The organism is Acetivibrio cellulolyticus CD2 (assembly GCF_000179595.2).
GTDB classification, from domain to species: Bacteria; Bacillota; Clostridia; order Acetivibrionales; family Acetivibrionaceae; genus Acetivibrio; species Acetivibrio cellulolyticus.
On the sequence record NZ_JH556653.1, the window covers coordinates 1208782 to 1231160 of the forward strand.

At 35.4% G+C, this 22379-nt stretch carries 21 protein-coding genes and 1 riboswitch; of the genes, 6 read left to right on the forward strand and 15 right to left on the reverse strand.

Annotated elements, in window-relative coordinates; translation table 11 throughout:
- Positions 1–46 precede the first annotated feature (46 nt).
- Positions 47–1042 (forward strand): tetratricopeptide repeat protein, encoded by a 996-nt coding sequence (locus ACECE_RS0207385; RefSeq protein WP_010246200.1) that lies wholly within the window; start codon positions 47–49, stop codon positions 1040–1042.
- 5 nt (positions 1043–1047) lie between these two features.
- Here the strand turns inward: ACECE_RS0207385 and ACECE_RS0207390 are convergent, their stop codons facing one another.
- From ACECE_RS0207390 to ACECE_RS0207440, 11 genes are all read right to left on the reverse strand, one after another.
- Positions 1048–1308, reverse strand: coding sequence for a hypothetical protein (locus ACECE_RS0207390; protein WP_010246203.1), 261 nt, complete (start codon positions 1306–1308; stop codon positions 1048–1050).
- Positions 1309–1385: 77 nt separating this feature from the next.
- Positions 1386–1976, reverse strand: coding sequence for a hypothetical protein (locus ACECE_RS0207395; protein ID WP_010246206.1), 591 nt, complete (start codon positions 1974–1976; stop codon positions 1386–1388).
- 80 nt (positions 1977–2056) lie between these two features.
- Positions 2057–2497 carry a DUF4288 domain-containing protein gene (locus ACECE_RS26925; RefSeq protein ID WP_010246209.1) on the reverse strand — a complete coding sequence of 147 codons (441 nt, stop codon included), beginning with the start codon at positions 2495–2497 and terminating at the stop codon, positions 2057–2059.
- A 162-nt stretch (positions 2498–2659) separates the two neighbouring features.
- The gene (locus ACECE_RS0207405) at positions 2660–3793 is read right to left on the reverse strand and encodes a YcxB family protein (RefSeq protein ID WP_010246212.1); all 1134 of its coding nucleotides are present in this window, start codon (positions 3791–3793) and stop codon (positions 2660–2662) included.
- A gap of 75 nt (positions 3794–3868) precedes the next feature.
- On the reverse strand, positions 3869–4627 hold the full coding sequence (locus ACECE_RS0207410; RefSeq protein WP_010246215.1) for an energy-coupling factor ABC transporter ATP-binding protein: 759 nt from the start codon (positions 4625–4627) through the stop codon (positions 3869–3871).
- A 3-nt stretch (positions 4628–4630) separates the two neighbouring features.
- Entirely contained in the window at positions 4631–5437 is an 807-nt protein-coding gene (cbiQ, locus tag ACECE_RS0207415) for a cobalt ECF transporter T component CbiQ (RefSeq protein WP_010246218.1), read from the reverse strand.
- A 195-nt stretch (positions 5438–5632) separates the two neighbouring features.
- Entirely contained in the window at positions 5633–6271 is a 639-nt protein-coding gene (locus tag ACECE_RS0207420) for an HAD-IA family hydrolase (RefSeq protein WP_010246221.1), read from the reverse strand.
- 105 nt (positions 6272–6376) lie between these two features.
- Positions 6377–7045, reverse strand: a complete 669-nt coding sequence (locus ACECE_RS0207425; protein ID WP_010246224.1) for an HAD hydrolase-like protein — start codon at positions 7043–7045, stop codon at positions 6377–6379.
- Positions 7046–7303: 258 nt separating this feature from the next.
- A complete protein-coding gene (locus ACECE_RS0207430; protein ID WP_010246227.1) occupies positions 7304–8659 on the reverse strand; it encodes an MATE family efflux transporter in 1356 nt (451 codons plus the stop codon).
- Positions 8660–8850: 191 nt separating this feature from the next.
- Positions 8851–9489, reverse strand: a complete 639-nt coding sequence (locus tag ACECE_RS0207435; RefSeq protein WP_010246230.1) for a flavin reductase family protein — start codon at positions 9487–9489, stop codon at positions 8851–8853.
- A gap of 44 nt (positions 9490–9533) precedes the next feature.
- Positions 9534–9866 (reverse strand): DUF3795 domain-containing protein, encoded by a 333-nt coding sequence (locus ACECE_RS0207440; RefSeq protein ID WP_010246233.1) that lies wholly within the window; start codon positions 9864–9866, stop codon positions 9534–9536.
- Between the two features lie 288 nt (positions 9867–10154).
- Here ACECE_RS0207440 and ACECE_RS32310 point away from each other — a divergent pair, with 288 nt between their 5' ends.
- Positions 10155–10427 carry a glycoside hydrolase family protein gene (locus tag ACECE_RS32310; RefSeq protein WP_026073740.1) on the forward strand — a complete coding sequence of 91 codons (273 nt, stop codon included), beginning with the start codon at positions 10155–10157 and terminating at the stop codon, positions 10425–10427.
- A gap of 77 nt (positions 10428–10504) precedes the next feature.
- Here ACECE_RS32310 and ACECE_RS0207450 read toward each other — a convergent pair whose 3' ends face one another.
- Positions 10505–11896 (reverse strand): ABC transporter permease, encoded by a 1392-nt coding sequence (locus tag ACECE_RS0207450; protein WP_010246237.1) that lies wholly within the window; start codon positions 11894–11896, stop codon positions 10505–10507.
- 47 nt (positions 11897–11943) lie between these two features.
- Positions 11944–12041: riboswitch (NiCo riboswitch) on the reverse strand.
- A gap of 229 nt (positions 12042–12270) precedes the next feature.
- Between ACECE_RS0207450 and ACECE_RS0207455 the strand changes: the two genes are divergently transcribed.
- From ACECE_RS0207455 to ACECE_RS0207470, 4 genes are all read left to right on the forward strand, one after another.
- Positions 12271–12939 carry a response regulator transcription factor gene (locus tag ACECE_RS0207455; protein ID WP_010246240.1) on the forward strand — a complete coding sequence of 223 codons (669 nt, stop codon included), beginning with the start codon at positions 12271–12273 and terminating at the stop codon, positions 12937–12939.
- Between the two features lie 4 nt (positions 12940–12943).
- Entirely contained in the window at positions 12944–13939 is a 996-nt protein-coding gene (locus tag ACECE_RS0207460) for a sensor histidine kinase (RefSeq protein ID WP_010246245.1), read from the forward strand.
- A 219-nt stretch (positions 13940–14158) separates the two neighbouring features.
- A complete protein-coding gene (locus ACECE_RS0207465; protein WP_010246247.1) occupies positions 14159–14944 on the forward strand; it encodes an ABC transporter ATP-binding protein in 786 nt (261 codons plus the stop codon).
- Positions 14937–16949 carry an ABC transporter permease gene (locus ACECE_RS0207470; protein ID WP_010246251.1) on the forward strand — a complete coding sequence of 671 codons (2013 nt, stop codon included), beginning with the start codon at positions 14937–14939 and terminating at the stop codon, positions 16947–16949. Before ACECE_RS0207465 ends, ACECE_RS0207470 begins: the two co-directional genes overlap by 8 nt.
- Positions 16950–17053: 104 nt before the next feature.
- Here ACECE_RS0207470 and ACECE_RS0207475 read toward each other — a convergent pair whose 3' ends face one another.
- The 3 genes from ACECE_RS0207475 to ACECE_RS0207485 are packed head-to-tail and all read right to left on the reverse strand — an operon-like array spanning position 17054 to position 22310.
- A complete protein-coding gene (locus ACECE_RS0207475; protein WP_010246252.1) occupies positions 17054–17449 on the reverse strand; it encodes a response regulator in 396 nt (131 codons plus the stop codon).
- Positions 17450–17496: 47 nt separating this feature from the next.
- Entirely contained in the window at positions 17497–20250 is a 2754-nt protein-coding gene (locus tag ACECE_RS29200) for a response regulator (protein WP_010246255.1), read from the reverse strand.
- Between the two features lie 17 nt (positions 20251–20267).
- Positions 20268–22310 (reverse strand): chemotaxis protein CheA, encoded by a 2043-nt coding sequence (locus tag ACECE_RS0207485; protein ID WP_010246257.1) that lies wholly within the window; start codon positions 22308–22310, stop codon positions 20268–20270.
- Positions 22311–22379 lie beyond the last annotated feature (69 nt).

The following is a 22379-nucleotide window of genomic DNA, read 5'->3' on the forward strand; positions in this document are numbered from 1 at the left end:
ACGATATGATATTATAAGTAATAAATAGAATGGCGGTGACGTATAAATGAAAAATACCAGACTTATATTATTAATTATTCTTCTTGGGCTTGTTTTACAAGGCTGTATGATTCCAAACATCACAAAAAAGTACGATAGCAAAAAACAAACAGATCAAATAAACGAGCTTATTAAGAAAGAAAAGTATGATGATGCATTTGAAAAAATCACAGTACTTGTTAATAAGGGGAAATATGATGTTGAAGCGATGAATAACATCGCTTATGATCTTATTGATAAGAATAAAGAGGAAGAAGGTTTGTATATTCTGCAAGATGTAGTAAGAATAAATCCAAAATATGATACAGCATTAAATAATTTGTGTTGGGGCTATCATAGAATTGGAAAGTATAAGATTTCAAAGTATTTTGGCGATAAAGCACTGCAATTATTACCAAATGCAGATTACGAATATATTAACGTAGGCGATGCTCTTCGGGGGCTAAAAAAATATGATGAGGCAATTACATGTTATGATAAAGCTTTAGAAAAGAATGTTTCAAGCGAAAATGCATATTGGGCGTATTATGGTAAAGCTTATGCTTTTTACGACAAAAAAGAATACACAAAAGCAATTGAAAACTTTAAGAAATATGCAGAATTGAAACCGGATGGAGAAGAGAGTATAAGATATTACATTATTGATGCTTATAAAAAATTAAAACAATATGATACTGCAATTCAGGAAAATAAAAAATATTATAGTTTAGATGCTAGTGATACACAACCTCTTTATTCTATAGCAGACATTCTTATCGAGAGTAAAAAGGACTATGATGGAGCATTAAAGTATTACGAAAAAATTATTCAGATTGATGCCAAAGATGCTTTGGCCTATTTGGAAAAGGCAAAATGTTTAGCTGCTCAAAACAAACAAGATACTGCAATGGAAAACATAAAAAAAGCTATTGAATTAGATCCTGAATGTCTGTATGAATTAGAGTATTATGAAGAATTTAATAAGTTAATGGAAAGAAACGATTTTAAGTTATTATATAAATAAACAATCTACTTCGTTTTTCCTATTAATGTGGAAAGCGTTGCTGTACTAAGAAGAGAGAATTGATAACGCATTTGATACTTAGTTAAGGTGAGTATATATGAAAAAACTGATAATAATAAATGGATAAATGGAACTATGGGTGTTGGATGATGAATCCATGGGATTTCAGCGATGAAAATAAAAGTATGGTTATAGATAATATCTGTTACACTGCCATTATTTCCCTTAATTATTTCCTGTACTACTTCTTTTGGTAACGCTCCCATAAAAAATCTCCTCTCTGGTTTATATTGTCAATTACTACCAAAAAGGAGTATTTCCTATCATTCATACACAACTTTTTCTACAATCTCGCTAAAATATCACTTTTAGCTTTTTTCCTTTTGACTAATGTGATTATAAAAATAGCAAACGAAGCTCCAAAACTTATAAAAAGTGTACCTAAGCTTACTACAATGGTACGTACTAACGTCATACCAAATCCTTTGCCAATTGCCAGAACAGCCTCTTCGCCTTCCCCTTCTTCATACCAAGCTTTCAATTCATATTTCCCTGGTTCATTAATGGCAAATTCAAATATACGTTTACCTTCCCGGCCATTAACTGAATAATTGGAATTTACTGAAGAGTTGTCAAGCTTTATTAATTCCTCTGTTTCAGCATTTCTTAAGGAACACATCAAGCCACTTATATTATTTGTCTCAAATACTTTTCCATCAATAACACTTCTATACTCAAAATATATGCTGTACTTACCAGTTTCTTTTAATTCAATTATCTTTGTTCCCGGTACAATAACCTGATTGTTTATTTTATCTACACTTGAAAAAATACCTGATATCAAGATAATCACAAACAAAATAATTCCTATAACTAAAATTACTCCTGACACAACATAAAATATTTTGCTTGGTTTAATAACTTCTGTTTCCACAAAGATTCCCCCATTTTTTTATTTCTAATTCTGCCTTTTAAACTCGTGGTCATAAAATGGTTTTAGATACTCTAATTTTTCTATTCATTAATAAGGAAATTATAAAAAGGTGTTTTATTCTCTTTTGGAGGCAATGTTTCAGGGCAATATGTTTCTATGACTTTTTCTATTTTCTCTCCAATTGGCACCTTAAATAACCTTGAATAAATTTCTGTTCCAGTTTTTATTTCATTGTCAAATAACTCCTGACAATTTAATGAATTAACAAATCTGCATTTAACTAATTGATCATAGGGATTTTTGTATTCCATTTCATCTTTTACTGCCTCTTCATCAGCTTTCTTATACGCATGATCAGAAGACTGAGCCCTTATAACAACAATTCGTTCTTCATACAGCTTGAATTCATTACTAAAATGGTTATCTATTTTTTCTTTGTTTGCTTCACCTGTTATGGTACTTTCATACAGCAGTTTAACAGCATACCATGACCAACTTGATCTTCTTTTCTTACTTTTCATATATTCTATGTACTCCTATTATTATATTTCATTCGTTTTTATATAAATATGCACTAACTTATTAAACTTAGTGTTTCATTCTAGCCATTTATCCGCAGCATAACCTCTAGTGCCATACCATCGTGGATTTTTCAACTGTCTTATAAGAAAAAGCCATATACGTTATTTACTATTCAAAATACCCTTCAATTTCTGTAAATCGTTTTCTCTCCCCTCAAAAATCCTTTTAGGAATCACATGGATAAATTGTGGAGATACATACAATAAGAAATGAGCTTTAGTCTCTTTAATTTTCACCAGATCCACCCATTTAACACGTGATCTGCCCGAAGGATGATCAATTTGATAAAAGTCTTTATACACTTTAAGCTCTGAAAGCTTTTTTATTGAGGGGTCAGTATTAAATGATCTATGTGAATTAATAATAAGCATTACTGGAATAAAGGCAATGAAAACCAGCCCGGATAATATAGAAATGAGATCTGGATAAGTAATTTTTCTAAAACGCATTACACAATTACAAGTTACAAACGCGCCCAACAATGACACAATAATACCGAGTGGTCTTGTATAAAACACCATAAAATTAATATACAACAAATCACTTTTTTCAAGCGAATACTCCAATACAAGTTCAGGACTCTCGCTACAATCATCCTCAATCAACTCAGTTGCGGTTGCATTCACCTTCCCATTTTCCGTCTCTTCAAAATCAGGACAAGACTTTGTCAGTTTATACTTCTTAAGCTTCAACTTACTTTTTTGAACACTACTTTGCAAAATGTTCCGGAGTTCCTCCAACTGCTCCTGAGAAGCAAGACATCTTTTTGGGATTATATAGTATTTTGCAAAAGATAAATAAATCAGAATACAGGGCCTCATTTCCTGAACTTTATAGATCTCATTCCAAGAATGGAAAGCTACCCCATCTATAGCTGACACAGTGAATTCTTCTTTTGAAAATTCAACAGATGATAAACTTTGCCAGGCTTTACCTTTTTTAAAATTATTTCTTAGGATCAGGTAGCTCGTAAAAAATGGCATCATTACAATAACTAAAATAATAAGCAGATATAAAATGGAAAACATCGCAAACACAACCATAAACCCCGGATCGGGGCTAAAAATAAAAAAAGCAAGCATGCAAACAGCACCTGCAAAAATCATCAGGGCCATAAGAGCTAAAAAGATCTTTCTAAACACACTTCCATATACTTTTGTAAAGCAAAAATCTCTAATATCTTTCAATGTATATTTTATATTTACTTTTACATTTCCACTCATTTCCGAATCCACAAATTCACTTCCCCTCATTGTCTTTTACTTTATATTATAACTTTAAAAGCATTACAAGTAAATTGCGTATTACACTCATCTCTTTGAAGCTCCGCATACAGGACAATCTTTCAGTGAAAGAGGCACTTCCAGTCCGCAGCTGTCCAGCAACTCTGAGTTTTGCAGAATCTCACCCACTGTTCCATCTGCTGCAATCTCACCTTCATTAACTACAATAACTCTCTTACATGTTTCAAACACCATATCCAGATCATGACTGGTAATTATCTTCGTATGCTCAAAGCTTTTCAGCAGGTTTATAACTCTGCGCCTTGATTTTGGATCAAGGGCTGCCGTTGGTTCGTCCATTATCAATACATCCGGCTGCATGGATAGAACGGCTGCAATTGCTGCTGAGCGTTTTTCTCCACCAGACAATTTAAAAGATGCCCTATCTTTCAAGTGAGCTATACCTACCAATTCCAAGGCCTCATTTACCCGGTTTTCAACTTCCTTTTCATCAAGCTTGTAATTCCGTGGTCCGAAGGCTACATCATCATACACAGTTGTCATAAACAACTGGTCATCCGGATTTTGAAAAACCATTCCCAATCTCTGGCGTATCATGGGTATTGTCTTCTTTGTCACGTGAACATCCCCAACTAAAACCTCTCCTGCCTTTGGAAACAGGACACCCATTATCAGCATAAGAAGAGTAGATTTTCCTGCACCATTAGCACCGATAATCCCCACCGATTCTCCATGGCGAATCGTAAACGATATATCCTTCACTGCAACCTGTCCATCGGGATATGCAAAATTTAAGTTTCTTACTTCAAGTTTATGATGACTCATCTATTAAATCACTCCTGTAAACAATACACCTATAAGCTTAGGGATATCATAAATTCTTGCCATAACAAAAAACAAACTCCAGCCTATCAAATAAGCAAAATCGTTAACTCCTGCTTTTTCTGTAATCCCTGTATTATACTCACCTGTAAATCCTCTCAGAATCATAGCTTCATAAATCCGCTGCGCTCTATCAAAAGTCCTTAGAATCAATTGTCCAAGGAAAGGTCCCAAATCACCCAGTTTAATACCTTTTTGTCCAGGTGCTCTCAGCGAGTACGCCCTTACCATCCTCGAAACCTCTTCAATAAATACATAGACGTACCTGTAAGTCAATAAAAGCTGCAATACAAAAAGTTTGGGTATTTTGAGCATGCGCAACGCTGCAGCCAGCTTATCCATCCCTGTGGTTGCAATCAGTAAAATACCAACGGTCACTGTTAGTCCGCTTTTTATAAAGATAGACATGAAAGTAACCCAACCCCTTGAAAAAGCAAACCCGCAAAAAACAACTAAATGACTATCGAACAAAGGGTTTAATATCCCAATTCCGATTATTAAAGGTTCAACAATCAATATCCTTTTTATGATTGGAACAACAGGTAATTCTGCAAGTGCAAAGATAATTACCGGATAGAACATAAAAGGCAAGAGCCTTCCAACTTCATATTTTCCAAATGAGACAACCACAGTCAAATAAACAACTGTGGTCAATAGTTTTATGAGTGGATGAATCCTATGTATAGAGCTTTCTTTCCGAGCCAAATCATCTAGAAGCCTCATATTGTATAATGAGCTTGTTATACCGGACATATTATAAACCAAATCCTATTCAATATTATAATGCTCCACCTCGAGCGAATTTGAGCCTCAAAAATAAAACAGCCCATAAAAGGATAGTTTAGCACTTAGCCCTTCATGGGTCACATTATTCTTAGTTGGAAAAACTGCTTTGAAACCTTCATGGCCTCACTTCAAAATCAATATAACATATCTTTCTATTCTTTGTCAAACAGCTTTTGAACCCAATACAATATCCAGAATTTCATGCGGTTTCCTAGCCAAAAAATTCGGCTTTTCCTCCGCCAGTATTTGTTCCGAGTCATAACCCCATGCTACAGCAATTACTTTAACATTGGCTTTCTTGCATGAAACTATATCCCTTACTTCGTCTCCTATATACCATATGTCATCCGCGGATAAATCATGCTTTTTTATATAACGATTTATAGCATGATGCTTTCCGAACAAATTATTTGATGAATAAATATGATCAAATAAATCAATATTTCTTGACTTAACAAACTCACTAATAACACCCTCATCATTAGATGAAAGAATATCCAGCCTGAAGCCTTTATTCTTCAAGTTATGTAATAAATCCAATACCCCATCTTTCAGAACTAATGAGCTTACATGATTTCTATAGATTTTCTTCGCCTCAACATACATTTTAGGAATTTTATAAACCGGAATTCCAATCATTTTGCATTTCTCTATAAGTGAATAACTCCTTAGACGCTCAACATCTTCAACACCAATCTTTTTAAGACTTTTTCCATCCGCCAATTCATTATACAAAGTAATGACTAATTGTTCAGAATGTACAATTGTTCCATCAAAATCAAATAATATATTTTTGCTCACTGCCTTAACCTCCGTTAATTGGACAAATGTGTAATACTAAAGGATCTCTAGAAACGAATTCTGTTACTGGGCACCAGTAATTGAGCTCTCTTAACAATTCCAATTTCAGTTTTCCAAGCCCATCAACGTTTTCCCAAGCTCATCAATTGTTTCTACAATCATAGAAGTCCCAGCCTTTTCAAGTTCTTCAAAGCTTCCATAACCATATAACACACCAATTGATTCTATGCCTGTTTCCTTTGCACCGATAATATCTTCCTTGCGGTCTCCAATCATTACTACGCTGCTTAATTCGGTTATACCAGCCTTACCTAATGCATAACGAATAACTTCACTTTTCCTCAGGCGAGTTCCATCCAATTCGCTTCCTACAACTACATCAAAGTAATCTGCAATCTTAAAATGCTCCAGAATCCTTACTGCAAACACTTCTGCTTTTGAAGTCGCAAGTATTATTTTTCTTTCGCTTTCCTTAAGACGTTTAAGCAGTAATTCAATACCATTATATAGTTTGTTTTCAAAAATTCCAATATCTTTGAAATATTCCCTGAATTTTTCGACTGCCTCTATAGCCGTAAGTTCATCAAATCCAAATCCATTCTTAAAAGTATCTATCAACGGTGGTCCAAGGTACGTATATAAATGACTTCTATCATAATCACTTATCCCATAAGCCTTCAAAGCATATTCTATGGAATTTACTATTCCCTCCCCGGAATCTGTTATTGTTCCGTCAAGATCGAAAAGAATTGTCTTTTTGCTTGTAAAATTCATATAAGGTTTCCCCCCGTACTTTTCATATCGTTCGAAAAATAATTTCCAGCTGCCTATACCTTCCACATTAATAAAGCTTACCACTTCCTTCTTTCATAGTCAAAGCTAAAACTCGTTTTGAAGTAATCGGAGATACTTATGCCCCTTCTTGTGCCTCTTTCACTTTGTTCAAAAGAGGTGAAATAAAAATATAATTATTGCGATCTTAGAAGAAAATTTTACCAAATAAAATGTTTTAAATCAAGGCATAATCAGCCGTTACCTTGTTACATTGTTAAGCCATTTTTTCTGTTTATATCTCATAAATGAAAGAGGGATTTTTATTATCTCATCACTCATCAAAATGATGTATACCGCTGGAACACTCCATTTGAAAACAAATGCAGCTAATGCACCAAAAAGTATAGAGCCACCCCACATAGTTGTAACATCGAGCACTAAACCAAACTTGGTATCACCGCCACCACGAAATACTCCAACAATAAGGACCGTATTGAAGGCCTGTGCAATAACAAAATAGGACATTACAAACATCATCACAGACAAATTCCCCCGGGTTATATCACTTATACTGAGAACCGACATTAACATCGGCCTTATTGCAAGAATAACTAATGCTCCGAATGAACCTGCTGCTATACTGAGCTTTATAAATCGCTTGGCATATACTTTAGCTGCCTCGATGTTGTTTTCCCCAATTGTCTTTCCAATTGTAATTGCAGTTGCGTTGGCGATACCGAATGCTATAACCGTTGCGAGCTGCCTGGTAATCTGTGCAACTGAATTTGCTGAAACAACTGAGCTGCCTAAATGACCTATGACAACTGAGTTCATAGCAACACCAGCTCCCCACATAAGCTCGTTGATAGTAACTGGTATCGAGTAGATCATAAAATCCTTGAATAAGAGCTTGTCCTTGATAAACAATTTTGTAGGGTTAAAGTGCACCGTTTTGTTGAACTTTTTTGCATAAACTATAACACATATCAGTTCAACACATCTCGAGGTAAGAGTAGCAATGGCCGCACCTTGTATTCCCATTTGGGGAATACCGAATAACCCGAAAATCAAAATCGAAGCGACAATTAAATTTATGATTAATGAAATTAAATATATAACTGTCGAAACTACTACTTTCTCCATACTTCTCATTACGTTCAAATAAATCATTGTAATTGAGGTCAATAAGTACGAAAAGGCAATTATACGCAGGTATTTTACACCCTCAGCAATTACGGGCTCTTCTGAAGTAAAAATTCTCATAGTCTGCGAGGGAAATAATAATGCAACAGCAGTAAAAAATATTGCCACAAGTATTGAGAATCTCATACAAATTCCAAGAATCTTTTCTATGCTTTTTGTGTCACCTTTGCCCCAATATTGGGCTGTCAGAACAGCAGCTCCAGAAGTTAACCCGAAGAAAATAAGATTCATGATGAATTGGACCTGACTTGCAAGGGATGCCCCGGAAAGTACAGTTTCACCAACTTTACCAAGCATAAGTACATCAATTGAGTTTATTCCTACGTTGATTAGGTTCTGAAGTGCCATTGGCATTACAAGAGCAAATGCCATTTTATAGAAAGATTTACTATCTAAAATTTTTGATTCCATTAATAACTCCATGTGTCATAAGTTTTTCTTATTAAGTATAGCATGTCCTTATGTAATACTATAATAAAAATATATTACGATATTAGAGAGGCCGAATAAATATCCCCCTATATAAAAAGTCCGCGAAATCACAAACAATATGACTTCGCGGGATTAATACTGTATATATATTTGAAGGATTTATTTCATAGTTACAAAACCTGAATTACACCAATTCCATCTTCCACTCCAGATCCATCAATCGGATTCTTTGGCGAATGAATATTATAAAAATATCCGTTCTTTCCATATCGCCCTTCTGCACCTGCTTTGAGACGTTCCTCATCCATGGCCATATGTTTCACCCTTCCGCATATCAAAGCCCACTGGCTGTTTTCAAAAAGCTCCTTTTCCCATTCTAAACCGCATTCAATAGACAGGAAGCATTCCTTGATTCTTGGAGCTGATATTTCTGCAGCAGTTTCAACTGTAAAACCGGATTTGGTAATCTCATCATCATCTTCACTATTATTTTTAACTGTTTCCCGGCACTTTTCAATAAGTGTGTTGTCAGGAAAACCTATGCAAAATTCCCCTGTCCTTAATATATTTGTATAGGTATGTTGACTTTTAAGAATCGAAATAATGCAGAAAAAATTATCTCCCTCTCCCGTAAATGTAGACCACGCATGAAGGCACGCGTTGGGCCTGTTATTTTCCTTTAATGTTGAGATTAGGAAAATAGGCTGTGGTATTGCTGTAACAAATTCCATCCAGGAAAAAACGCTGTAATTCCCTGGCCACTGTTCTACTAATACATCTGGCTTATTAACACCCATTTCAAGCTTCATACAAAACCTCCATAGCTATAAAATTATATTTCTAAAGTAACAGCTCAAACTCTTAATTTATCAAGTCTTTCCTTTGCATTAGGGGCATACTGCAGCATTTCTTCTAGTTTATCACATCCATATGAAGCACAGCCTGCGCATGTATCAAGCGATTTGCCTGATGAACAAGCTCTTATATCGCATGTTTTGCAATACCCAAAAACCAAATCCGACTTACACCCAAGGCAATTTACGTCTTCAGCCTTAATGTCCGGATTAAACATCTTTCTCCACTCTTTAGCAGTCATTTCCCTTAATTCATTATCATTATGTACAGTAGCTTTATATGCAGGACACTCATTACATAATAAACCGCAATACGCTATTATATCGCTCATAAGACCCCTCCTACTTAATAGAATAGATAGAATTATTGTCGAACATCTGTTCGATAATAATTCTATCACTAATCCTTTCCAATTTCAATACTATCTTCAAAAATTTTAGCAGCATATCTAAATAAATTCAAAGACAATTCCGAAAAATACTTTGTAGTTTTATTTTAAAGCAATTTGAATACATTCTAAAATATATAATAAATAAATCTCAAATTTGCGATAAAAATTTCGTATATTAGTGTATTATTTCAATAGTGGCTTTAGTTTTATAAATGCCCATTAAATAATTTGGAAGTTCAAAGTATTGCATACAGTAATGATAATGGCCGCAGTTGGATAAAGTATAAAAATAACCCTGTGATTAAGAATCCAGGAATAAAAGATTTCAGGGATCCAAAAGTTTTCTTTAACCAATCCTCTAATAAGTGGATCGCTCTGGTAGCATGCGGAAATAGCATCAGATTTTACTCTTCTTACAATTTGATTTTACTGTCTATTATTTCTAATGCCTGTAAATATTATACAGGGCCTTATGGAGTAAACCATAAGGCCCTGGCATAAATCAGTTCGATATTTTGCTAGCGCAAAAATCGTTGCACCTTCAAAAATATAAAATGTTTGAATCAAGATAAAAATTTTTATTCTCTTGCTTTAAGGCTTTCTGCCATATTTATATTAAGGGCCTTATTTCTGGTAAAAAACAGTGTAATATAATAAACCGCCAGAATAAACACTAAGGAAATCAATGCCTGCCACCACGCAAGACTTGTGGTAAAATCATAAAACATTGTTTTAGTCAGGAGATCAAGAAAAACCTGTATAAGCCAAATTGTAACAGGTACAGCCAGAAAAAAGCCTGCCCAAACAAGTATAGATGTTGAATTAATCAGCAGCCTCGAAATTTCCCTGTTGCGATATCCCATTACCTTTAGCATCGATATATTTTTTCGGTTCTCCTCAATTAGCATTACTGTAACAATATACACTATAATAATTCCAATTATCGCAGCAAAGGCGGCAAGAAGGTATAATAATGAACTAAAGGAACTGATGGATGCTTCAAGTCCTGCTTTACTGTCCTCAACCGTCAACAGTTTCTCAACAATGTTGTCATCAACGTCCAACAGTTTATCCGAGTAAAGTCCAACATAAGCGGTTTCTGGCAAATCCAGCATTTTATTAAGTTTCTTCATCGGCATATAAACATACTCGCTGAATTTAATGTTGCATATTTCATCGATAGTTAAAACATAGCTTTTCATATTTGAAACATTCTTGACTGTAATTGTATCTCCCTTTTCGAGTTTAAGCCGTTTTGCAACACTCGAAGTAATTACGGTTTTGTCTGCTGGAATAATCTCGCCATCCTTATTGCGAAGCTTCACAAACTTTGGATTTTCAGGCACACCGTTTATTTCAAGGCCTATAGTTTCACCCTTTGACGTATATTCAAAGCTGGAAATCATAAAGGGCTCACCATCTGTTAAATTTTCTGTTTGAAGCTTATTGAATACATATTGGTAATCATAGCCAAACACAGCATTGAAGTTGTTTTCTACAACAAAATTTACACAACTGTAAAACAGAAATCCTGTCATCAAAAACATTGAAGCAGCCGTTATTCCCGCGAGCATTAAAAAGCTTCTCGGAATGTTTGAAAATATTTCTTTTAACTTAAAACGCAGTTTGAACGGACCCTTTTTGTGAGGAACAGCCTTTAAAAATATATTCCTTTTTTCTTTACCGCCATTGGCTTTGAGCAGTGCTACAATATTGATTTTCAATGCTTTTTTGACAACCATTAGTGCCGACATTGCATTAAGAATCACAGGCAAAAGTATTACCAGTATAATATCATACCCTCGAATAGAAAACTGAGTCTTCGGGACATTGTATTCCACAGTTATTAAATTCTGAAACGGCTCAATCAGCAGTAAACCTGCTCCTAAACCAATTATTGAACCAAACAGTGAAATCATCACCGGCAGATAAAGATAGTGTTTTATTATTTCACGCTTCCGGTATCCCATTGCTGGTAGGTCCTGTAGGCATAAAAAAACACACCATCAGGACATACTACTGTCCCGTAGATGTGTGTATCACTCACCCACTGCCGCTATTTGAAGCAGCCCGGCACCATGAATTCGCATTCATCGCCTGATCAGATTGTACTGTAGATTAAATGCAGTGCAAAGAGATTAAAGGTAGTTTATCATATTAGCCAGCATCTGTCAATATATACCTACACACCTTAAAAAGGCAGTTCCTTGAGTTTTCCATTAATCTATGATATATTTATGAAAATCAATCTAACAAAACCAAAAGGGCATTTGACTCCTTTTGGTTTTGCCTCTTTTACTTAGTTCGAAAAAAGCAAAATAAGAACTTGGGCGGGAAAAAAAACATGTATAAGATCTTAATTATTGAAGATGATGCAGTAATTGCAAAGGCAATTAAGAATACTATTGAAACATGGAATTATGATGCTAAATGTGTTACGGATTTTCGCAATGTGATGACTGAGTTCGTTTCATACAATCCGGAGCTTGTTTTGCTCGATATATCCCTGCCATTTTATAATGGCTATCACTGGTGCAGTGAAATACGAAAGCTGTCAAAGGTACCCATCATATTTATATCCTCAGCCTCCGACAACATGAATATTGTTATGGCTGTAAACATGGGTGGGGACGACTTCATCTCCAAACCGTTTGATTTGAGCGTGCTGACTGCAAAGGTTCAGGCAATGCTTCGCCGTACCTATGATTTCGCTGGTCAAACAAATCTGCTTGAACACAAAGGTGTAATTCTAAACACTAGCGATACAACACTTTCTTATAATGACAAAAAAATTGATCTTACTAAAAATGAATATAAGATTCTTCAAGTCCTCATTGAAAACAAAGACAAAGTTGTATCCCGAGATACCATTATGACAAAGCTTTGGGAAACCGATAGTTTTATCGACGACAATACACTTACTGTCAATGTGACTCGGCTTAGAAAGAAACTCGAGGACGCAGGACTTTGTGACTTTATCTCAACTAAAAAAGGTATAGGATATATGGTGTAATGCTATGAGATTATTATTTGCATATTTGAAAAACAAGTCAAAAGTTATCTTGCTATTCTGTCTTTTTATTATTATTTTTGCAGTTGTTTCCATACTTTATAATTTACCTTCAGAACCCATTGCCTATGCAGCTTTGCTATGTACATGCCTTGGAATAATATTTACAGGGTTTGATTTCTGGCAATATTCCAATAAGCATCATCTGCTCTGTAAACTTGAAGAGAGTATTACTCTTTCAATTGATTCACTTCCTACTGCGGGTAATTTGTTGGAACTTGATTATCAGAACCTGCTTAAAATAGTTCATCAGGACAAAATGCAGCTTGTTTCAAAAGCAGACAGTGCAAGAACCAATATGGTAGATTATTATACACTTTGGGCACATCAGATTAAAACTCCCATTGCAGCCATGCGCTTATTGCTGCAGTCAGCAGATAACGGACAGAATAACGAGCTCTCCTCTGAGCTTTTTAAAATTGAGCAGTATGTAGAAATGGTGCTTCAGTACCTGCGGCTTGACAGCACATCAACCGACTTTATTCTCAAACGTTACAAGCTTGATGATATTGTAAGGCAAGCTGTCCGTAAATATGCAAAGCTGTTCATACAGAAGAAAATAAGCCTTGACTTATCAGAGTTTGACTGTGAAGTACTGACAGATGAAAAGTGGCTCTTATTCGTTATTGAGCAAATTTTATCTAATGCGCTCAAATATACTCATGAAGGCAGAATATCTATATATATGGATTGCCCAAACAGTAAAACCCTTGTTATTGAGGATACCGGCATCGGCATTCAGCCGGAAGACTTGCCCCGTGTGTTTGAAAAAGGATTTACAGGATACAATGGAAGAACGGATAAAAAATCTACAGGAATAGGATTATATCTATGCAAGCGTATTTTAACGAAGTTGTCGCACTCTATCTCCATTGAATCGGACGTTTGCAAGGGAACTCTCGTAAAAATCAAGCTGGATACAGCAAATATAAAGGTCGAGTAAAAAAATCTATTCCTTACAATATTGTAAGATACCTAGGGGAAATGTAAGCCAAATCAATGGCAGTACATTTCCTCGTTTTGCTACAATGAATATGACAAGTTGCTTCTTAAGTGCTCTGTATATTTATTGGTTACAAAATGCAGACCATAGAGCAGATGAAATTTATTTTTAGCATTATAACAGATTAATAATGTTAAAATCACCAGGAGGTTAAAATAAATGGAAATATTAAATGTAAGTAATCTTAAAAAAGTATACTCCTCACGATTCGGCAGTAATCATGTTCAGGCCTTGACTAATGTATCCTTTTCAGTTGAAAAGGGTGAATATGTTGCAATAATGGGTGAATCAGGTTCCGGTAAAACCACACTGCTAAACATTCTCGCATCCCTTGACAAACCCACAAGCGGTGAGGTTTTGCTCAACGGCAAAAGCATTGTCTCAATAAAGGAAAAGGAAATATCCGCATTCCGTCGAAATAATCTTGGTTTTGTATTCCAGGATTTTAATCTGCTTGATACTTTTTCTTTGCAGGACAATATATTTCTGCCCCTTGTTCTATCAGGAAAATCCTATGATGAAATGAACAACCGTCTAAAGCCTATTGCATCAAAACTAGGCATAAATGATATACTCACAAAATACCCCTACGAGGTTTCCGGTGGTCAAAAGCAGAGATCGGCTGTTGCCCGTGCTCTTATTACAAATCCACAGCTGATTCTGGCCGATGAACCAACAGGTGCACTCGATTCTCACGCCACTGACAGTCTGCTCCACCTGTTTAATGAAATAAACAATGATGGTCAAACTATTCTCATGGTAACCCATAGCGTTAAGGCTGCAAGCCATGCAAAGCGTGTTCTTTTCATTAAGGATGGAGAGGTATTTCATCAGATTTACCGTGCAAATATGAGCAAAGAGGAAATGTTCAGCAAAATATCCGATACTTTGACCATGCTTGCAACAAAAACCGCTGAAGCTGCAAGAGGTGATCATGATGAGTAAGCTGTTTTTTCCGAAGCTCTCCATAACCACCATAAAAAAGAACGGAAAATTTTATTTTCCTTATATCCTGACATGTATCTTCACTGTGGCAATGTTCTACATTATGTGTTTCATAAAAACAAATGAAGGAATAAAAAAAATGCCCGGCGCTGATGCACTTGAATCTATGATGGGAGCTGGAACCTTTGTCATTGCTCTATTCGCTGTAATCTTTTTATTCTACACAAACAGCTTTCTGATAAAACGCCGGAAAAAAGAGCTGGGACTTTATAATATTCTTGGAATGGAGAAACGGCATATAGCCAAAATTTTGTTTTTTGAAACTGCCATAACAGGTGTTGTTTCCATCATTACAGGACTGTTTTTAGGTATTCTTTTATCTAAGCTGATTTTTATGCTCTTTTCGAAACTTTTGGATTTTCCAGTACCGTTTGGCTTCTCTATATCGACATACGGGATAAAGGCATCTATATGCCTGTTTTCTGCAGCATTTATACTCATTCTTTTATCAAACCTATGGCAGATAAAGCTCGCAAAACCAATCGAGCTGCTTCGTGGTGGAAATGTAGGTGAAAAAGAGCCAAAAACTAAAGCTATTATGGCAATAGCAGGTGCTATATCCTTAGGAATCGGTTATTACATCGCACTTACAACCGAAACCCCAACAGATGCCATATCGCTTTTCCTCGTGGCAGTTGTCCTTGTAATTATGGGTACCTATTTTCTCTTTAATGCAGGAAGTATAGCTCTTCTTAAACTGCTTCGTAAAAACAAGAAGTATTATTATCAGACAAAGCACTTTACATCGGTTTCTGGAATGCTTTACCGCATGAAGCAGAACGCAGTAGGACTTGCCAACATCTGTATTCTTTCAACTATGGTACTTGTTATGGTAAGCGGCACAGTATCCTTGTATCTTGGAGCAGAAGATGCCATAGACAATAGATATCCCCACGACATAACAGTCATAAAAGATGCTAAAGAGAACAATGACCGGGATAGAACTATTAAATCAGTACTTAAAGCCGTGTCCTCAAAAGGACGGACAATAAAAAAATTGACCGACTACGAATACCTGGTATTTACAGTAAGCTATAGTGACGGTCAGTTTATTACCAATACTAAAAATCAATTTGGAAGCTCCGGTACTGAAGTTTTTTGCTTCATAACCTCAAAGGAATATGAACATCTTACAGGCAAATCCGCAGATATAAGTGGTTATAATGTGCTTTCATACAGCAGCAACCGCCAACTTGGCGATAATTTTACCTTGTTCGGAAAAACTTACACTGTAAAGAATCGTCTTGATAGTTTTCCATCAACAAGTGATTATGCTGCATTTTTAATGAATGTCCATTATGTTGTTCTAAGCAGTGACGCCTTACTGTCACAAATAATGAATGCTCAGTTGAGTGCTTATGGCGAAAATGCAAGCTCACCGGAATATGAAATTTCACTCGACATAGATGGCACAAACGATGAAAAAATAGCATGTGCAGATGCTGTAGATAATGCCACAAGGGAAAAAGAAGAATACACTAAGGAGGATGGCAGCATTAGCTATCGCTATGTAAATTTCACAGAATCCAGACAAAAGACTGCAAAGCAATTCTATGTACTATATGGTGGATTTTTATTTCTTGGATTATTCTTAGGCACCTTATTTATGATGGCTACGGCATTAATTATTTACTACAAGCAAATATCCGAAGGTTATGATGATAAGGAACGTTTCGAAATAATGAAAAAGGTAGGCATGAGCCACGACGAAATCAAGTCAACCGTACGTTCACAAGTACTGAAAGTTTTCTTCCTTCCCATTGCAGCAGCAGCAGTCCATATTGCAGCAGCCTTCAAAATGATCACCAAGCTGCTTGCACTAATGAACCTTACAAATGTCACACTCTTTTTCTGGTGTACGGTAGGTACTTTGCTAGTATTTGCAGCTATATATGGATTGGTTTATGCACTGACTGCAAAGATTTACTACAAAATTGTGGAATAGTATTAAAAACGGTAATGAAATAGTTTAGCTTCCCATTTCATTACCGTTTAAGGTTTCTTTCAAACTTTTATTCTCTTCACAAACTCTTTATGGTGCGAAATTAGTTAGTCTATCAATTTGAGTTTTCTCAGCAGTGTAATGAATTTTTCAGTATTCAAAGGCTTCACTGCATAACCTTCACTGCCTGAATCAAATGAATCATTTACAATTTCTACTTCATTTAAGGCTGAAACCATAATAACCTTTGATGCATCTTGCGGTGCAATATTGTTTTGTTTTTCCAATTCTCTGATAGCTTTTAGAACTCTTGTACCATCGGCTTTTGGCATCATAATGTCAAGACAAACCAGATCATATGGCTGTTTTTTTCTTATAGACATCATAAAAGCCTCTATTGCTTCCATTCCGTCTATAACCATGTCACACTCACCATACTGTGATAACAGCTTAAAAAGAAACTGCCTGCTAACATAATCATCTTCTGCAATTAGTATCCTCATAAAAAGGACCTCCTCATTTAATTGGTTTACCTTTTCTATACCAATATTTATTCTCTAATAGCAATAAATAGGTTTATAAGCTCTTTAATAAGAACCTCGGCTTCAGCAAAATTTCTCTTACGAACCTCTATTTCTATACCAAATGCAGCATATTTAACGTCATCAAAACCGGAATTGGCAGCCATCTCTTTGATGAGATGAGAGTATTTTTCAGCATTTTGCTGATCTCTTTCCAATATAGCAGCTTGTAGCCTTTCGCAATATTCCTTAGCATCGTTGGATTTCCAATTACCATTCTTTGAAGGATCTGCTTTGTCTATACCACCAAGTACCAATTTTGAAAAAGAAATATCATTGGATACATCTGTTTTCTCATCAATTTTACCTGCAATTACACTCAACAATTCCTCAACAGTATAAGGCTTTGCCAAATAATCATCCATCCCCAAAGCAATGAATTTTTCCCTATCACCCTGTAATGCATTGGCAGTAACTGCGATAATTGGTGTATACATTCCTCTTGTTTCTTGATACTCCCGAATCTTTTTTGTCGCCTCAATGCCATCCATAACAGGCATTTGAATATCCATTAAAATTAAATCATAAAATTGGTCTTTAACTGCATCCACCGCTTCGAGACCGTTATTTGCAACATCAGTCTCAATCATACAGAAATCTGCTATCTTTATGAACAACTGTTGGTTGACTTTTTCCTCATCAACCAGAAGCACCTTCTTTCCCCTCAAGCCATCTTTCTTGGCTACCAATAAGTCACTTTGTTTTTTTATAGTATGTTTTTCCGAATCGTTTGCCTTTGTGAGTTTGAGAGTAAAATTGAATCTACTTCCAACACCCATTGTGCTTTCTACCCAAATCCTGCCACCCATTAATTCAACTAATTTCTTTGAAATTGAAAGACCAAGGCCAGTTCCCCCAAACTGTCTTGTATATGAACCATCTACCTGGCTGAATGCTACAAAGAGCTTATTTAGGTCTTTATCTTCTATCCCAATACCGGTATCACTGACAGTAAACTGCAGCTCACAGCAACTGCCATCATCATTCAACTTATTTACCAAAACATTGATTCTACCCTCTATAGTAAACTTTATAGCATTGTTTATAAGGTTGTTTAATATCTGCTGGATTTTTACTTTATCACCTATCCACAAGTTTTCCAGACCATCTTGAAAACCAGCACTAATATCCAAGCTTTTTTCCTTTGCCCGGATTTTGTACATATTGATTGATTCCCCGATAATTTCCTTTAAGTCAAACACATTACTGCTTATTTCAACCTTTTCTGCCTCTATCTTAGAAAAGTCTAAAATATTATTCAGAAGGTGCAATAGATTTTGAGAACAGGAAATAATTGTTTTTGTAGTCTCTCTTTGCTCTTCTGGCGTCATTTTAACCCTTAGCATCAAATCACTCATCCCTATAATTCCATTTAGTGGTGTGCGGATTTCATGACTCATATTTGCTAAAAATATACTTTTTGTTTTATTTGCTTCCTCTGCTATTTTTTTAGCCTGAAGCATTTGCTCCTGAGCAACCCTGAAACTGGTTACATCATGGTTAATAGATAATGCTATCTTCTGATTATTTAAGGTAAAGTAGTGTATACTGCTCTCAAAGTATACTTTATTGTTATCCAGTATACCCTGATTCTTTTTGATCACTCCAGCCTCGGCATTTATCATTGCATAATTTACCATGCCTGTGTTTGAATATGAACTAGACTCTACCTTAAGAACTTTCATCAAATCAGTAATCTCCATGTTCAGTAGTTCTTCCCTGCTGAAACCCGTCCAACGGCAGGCAGCATCATTGACCTCAATAATTTTTCCCAATTCATTATCCGGCATAACCAATGACACAAATATAGCATCAAGGGTATTATTAAACAAAGCTCTATACTTTCTTTCATTCTCTTCAACATTGATCTCTCTTCTTCTAAGTCTTGATATATCTCTAAACACAATTACTACAGCTTTAACTTTTTCATCCCTATCTTGAATTGTAGAAATACCGGCAGACAAATAAATATATTCCTTGTTTTTTGTTAACAATAACGTATTCTTTGCAAGCCCGACAACTTTGCGTGTCTCAATAGCCTTTTTTACCGGATTCGGAGCCTTATTGCATGGATCCCCTTCAAAAAGATGAAAGATTTCTTCAAAAGCTTTCCCAATTACATCTTTTTGTTCCCATCCAATAATTTGCTCTGCAAATTTATTTAAATACAGAATTTCTCCTTCAGGGCCAGTCACAACTATTCCATCAACGGTATTTTCAAAAACATCATGCGCTGAAATGTTTATACTTTCAAATATCTCATCAAAAAGCATCTTCCCGTCAGTCGACTCGCTTATGTCTTTAAGTTCTGCGTCATTATTTTCTGACATAAATTTCAGCTTCAAATGGTTTTCAATTTTTAATATAAATTCTATTTCATTAAGCGGTTTAGTCAAATAATCCTGACCTCCGGCCTTAAATCCCTGAACAATACTATTAACATCATTATCGACGATCATAAAAATTATAGGAATATTTCCAAAATTCTCACAACCTCTAATAACTGTACAAACTTCAAATCCATTCATTCCGGGCATAGCAACATCAAGAAGGATTAAGTCCGGAAGCTTTTTTTCTACTTCCGCCAATCCATCTTTCCCAGTTTTAGCAACTCTGACACTGCAACCTTTCTCTCCTAAAAGTCTTATATAATTATCAATATATTCAGGCATATCATCCACAACTAATATATCTGGCTTACACTTAAATACATTATCCCTCATATTATCCACCCCAATTTTTATGCAAGAAGACTTTCTAAATCAATAATCAAACTTATACTTCCATCTCCAAGCAATGTACATCCTGATACTCCACGAATCCGTTTGTTAATATAGTTTGGAAGTGCTTTTACTACGACCTGCTGCTCTCCGATTAACTCATCTGCAAAAATGCAATACTTTTCCCTTTCGTTCTCTGCAAGAATAAAAATACCATTAGTAAATTCCGTTATTTGAGTATCCATTGCAAAAACACTATGCAGGCGGACAATAGAGTAACACATACCGCGGATCATAATCATCTCCTTACCGTTCGGATCACATATAATATCCTTTGGAATGGGTTTAAAACTTTCTCTAACCCCTGTTGTAGGAATTGTATATTTCCCTTTTCCAACTTTCACCACCATGCCACCAATAATTGCCAGAGTTAACGGTATTTTTATAATAAAGCTTGTGCCTTCCCCTTTTTTGCTGTCAACAGAAACACTGCCACCAATACTGTTTATATTTTTCATTACAACGTCAAGACCAACACCACGTCCTGAGAACTCTGTCACTATTTCCTTAGTAGAAAAACCGGGCTGAAATATCATGGAGTAAACTTCTTCATCTGACATCTCAGAAATGGATTTAGATACCAATCCCTTTTGAGAGGCTTTATTATAAATTTTCTCCTTGTCGAGCCCCTTTCCGTTATCCCTCACCATAATCCAAACTTCACTGCCGATATTTTTTGCTTCCAATATAATTTTGGCATTTTCCTTCTTGCCCATAGAAGCTCTTTCATTTTTGTCTTCTATTCCATGATCGGCTGCATTTCTAACCAAATGCATCAGAGGGTCGGAGATACTTTCAATTATATTCTTGTCAATTTCCGTTTCTTCTCCTATCACTTCCAATTCAATATCTTTACCCAGCTTTTTGCTTACATCTCTTATAATCCTACTCATTTTACTAAAGGTTCCTGAAATAGGCACCATTCTAAGTGCCATACTTAAGTCCTGAAGTTCATTGATTATCTTTTGGTGCATTGTTGCTGCTTTTTTAAACTCATTCAAATTAGAACCCTTTAAATTCGAGCTGTTTGTAACCATCATCCCGGAAGTAACCAGTTCACCTACAAGATCCAAAAGCTTGTCTAACTTCTGGACATTTACGCTTATCATCCCGGTGTGGGCAGAACTGCTTTTAGTGTTTTCCTCATTTTTTATTGATTTTAACTTTTCGGGAATTTTAATAACATTTTCATTTATATTATCGAAATTCACAGGTGCATCCGAAACTTCTCTACAATCATTTACTTCTTCCAATTCAAGGTTTTTTAAAAATAAGGTCTGCAATAGTAAGCTTTTTATATCATTATAGGACAAGTCAGTCTTAAAAAATATTTCAAATCCGTTCTTTTTGATCTCCTCCGCTGCATCATTTTGATTAATAACATCAGGAGGAATATGTGAAATAACTGTTGCACTGTCTTTCAAGCTATGTACAAGCGCAAAAGCTCTTATATTCTCCATTTCACAATCTTCTTCAAATAAAACTTTGGCTTTAAAACTATTTTTTAATACTAAATCATCTGTTGCATAACCAACGTAATACCTCTCTTTATCTGAACTTTCTTGCTGTTTGGCGATACCTGAAGTACCTGTTTCCTGGTTTAGCTTGGCAAGCATAGCATCGGTTCTACCGATGAGAGTTGAGGCATCCCCGTCAGGATTGTTCCCATTCCCAATCTTTAAAATCTCTTCCTTTATAAAGTCAACACTTTCAAGTATAAGATCGACAACTTCTGAATTGTCTATTTTCACCCCATCATTTTCTCTAAAAAATGAAAATAGATTTTCCATCGCATGAGAAAGAGTTTCAATGCTATTAAACATCATCATTGCCGAAGAACCTTTAATGGTATGCATTAGTCTGAATATATCGTTTATAGAAACAGTATCAAACCCATCTGATTTTTCAATTTCCAATAGTATCCTTTCCAATTCTTCTATCTGTTGATTGGTTTCAAACAAATACATTTCAAGCATAGGTTCATTTCTAAAGTCTCTCTGCATATAACCTCACCTCACAAATTTACTAGCAATACTTTAAGTCGATTCAGTATAATAGCAAAACTATTATAC

Excerpts from the sequence above, each read along its gene's own strand:
- ACECE_RS0207475 (WP_010246252.1), bottom strand. The coding sequence starts at position 17,449 with ATGAGGATACTAATTGCAGAAGATGATTATGTTAGCAGGCAGTTTCTT.
- ACECE_RS0207455 (WP_010246240.1), top strand. The coding sequence starts at position 12,271 with ATGTATAAGATCTTAATTATTGAAGATGATGCAGTAATTGCAAAGGCA.
- ACECE_RS0207440 (WP_010246233.1), bottom strand. The coding sequence starts at position 9,866 with ATGAGCGATATAATAGCGTATTGCGGTTTATTATGTAATGAGTGTCCT.
- ACECE_RS0207450 (WP_010246237.1), bottom strand. The coding sequence starts at position 11,896 with ATGGGATACCGGAAGCGTGAAATAATAAAACACTATCTTTATCTGCCG.
- ACECE_RS0207385 (WP_010246200.1), top strand. The coding sequence starts at position 47 with ATGAAAAATACCAGACTTATATTATTAATTATTCTTCTTGGGCTTGTT.
- ACECE_RS0207430 (WP_010246227.1), bottom strand. The coding sequence starts at position 8,659 with ATGGAATCAAAAATTTTAGATAGTAAATCTTTCTATAAAATGGCATTT.
- ACECE_RS0207465 (WP_010246247.1), top strand. The coding sequence starts at position 14,159 with ATGGAAATATTAAATGTAAGTAATCTTAAAAAAGTATACTCCTCACGA.
- ACECE_RS0207460 (WP_010246245.1), top strand. The coding sequence starts at position 12,944 with ATGAGATTATTATTTGCATATTTGAAAAACAAGTCAAAAGTTATCTTG.
- ACECE_RS29200 (WP_010246255.1), bottom strand. The coding sequence starts at position 20,250 with ATGAGGGATAATGTATTTAAGTGTAAGCCAGATATATTAGTTGTGGAT.
- ACECE_RS0207410 (WP_010246215.1), bottom strand. The coding sequence starts at position 4,627 with ATGAGTCATCATAAACTTGAAGTAAGAAACTTAAATTTTGCATATCCC.
- ACECE_RS0207435 (WP_010246230.1), bottom strand. The coding sequence starts at position 9,489 with ATGAAGCTTGAAATGGGTGTTAATAAGCCAGATGTATTAGTAGAACAG.
- ACECE_RS26925 (WP_010246209.1), bottom strand. The coding sequence starts at position 2,497 with ATGAAAAGTAAGAAAAGAAGATCAAGTTGGTCATGGTATGCTGTTAAA.
- ACECE_RS0207470 (WP_010246251.1), top strand. The coding sequence starts at position 14,937 with ATGAGTAAGCTGTTTTTTCCGAAGCTCTCCATAACCACCATAAAAAAG.
- cbiQ (WP_010246218.1), bottom strand. The coding sequence starts at position 5,437 with ATGTCCGGTATAACAAGCTCATTATACAATATGAGGCTTCTAGATGAT.
- ACECE_RS0207425 (WP_010246224.1), bottom strand. The coding sequence starts at position 7,045 with ATGAATTTTACAAGCAAAAAGACAATTCTTTTCGATCTTGACGGAACA.
- ACECE_RS0207485 (WP_010246257.1), bottom strand. The coding sequence starts at position 22,310 with ATGCAGAGAGACTTTAGAAATGAACCTATGCTTGAAATGTATTTGTTT.
- ACECE_RS0207390 (WP_010246203.1), bottom strand. The coding sequence starts at position 1,308 with ATGGGAGCGTTACCAAAAGAAGTAGTACAGGAAATAATTAAGGGAAAT.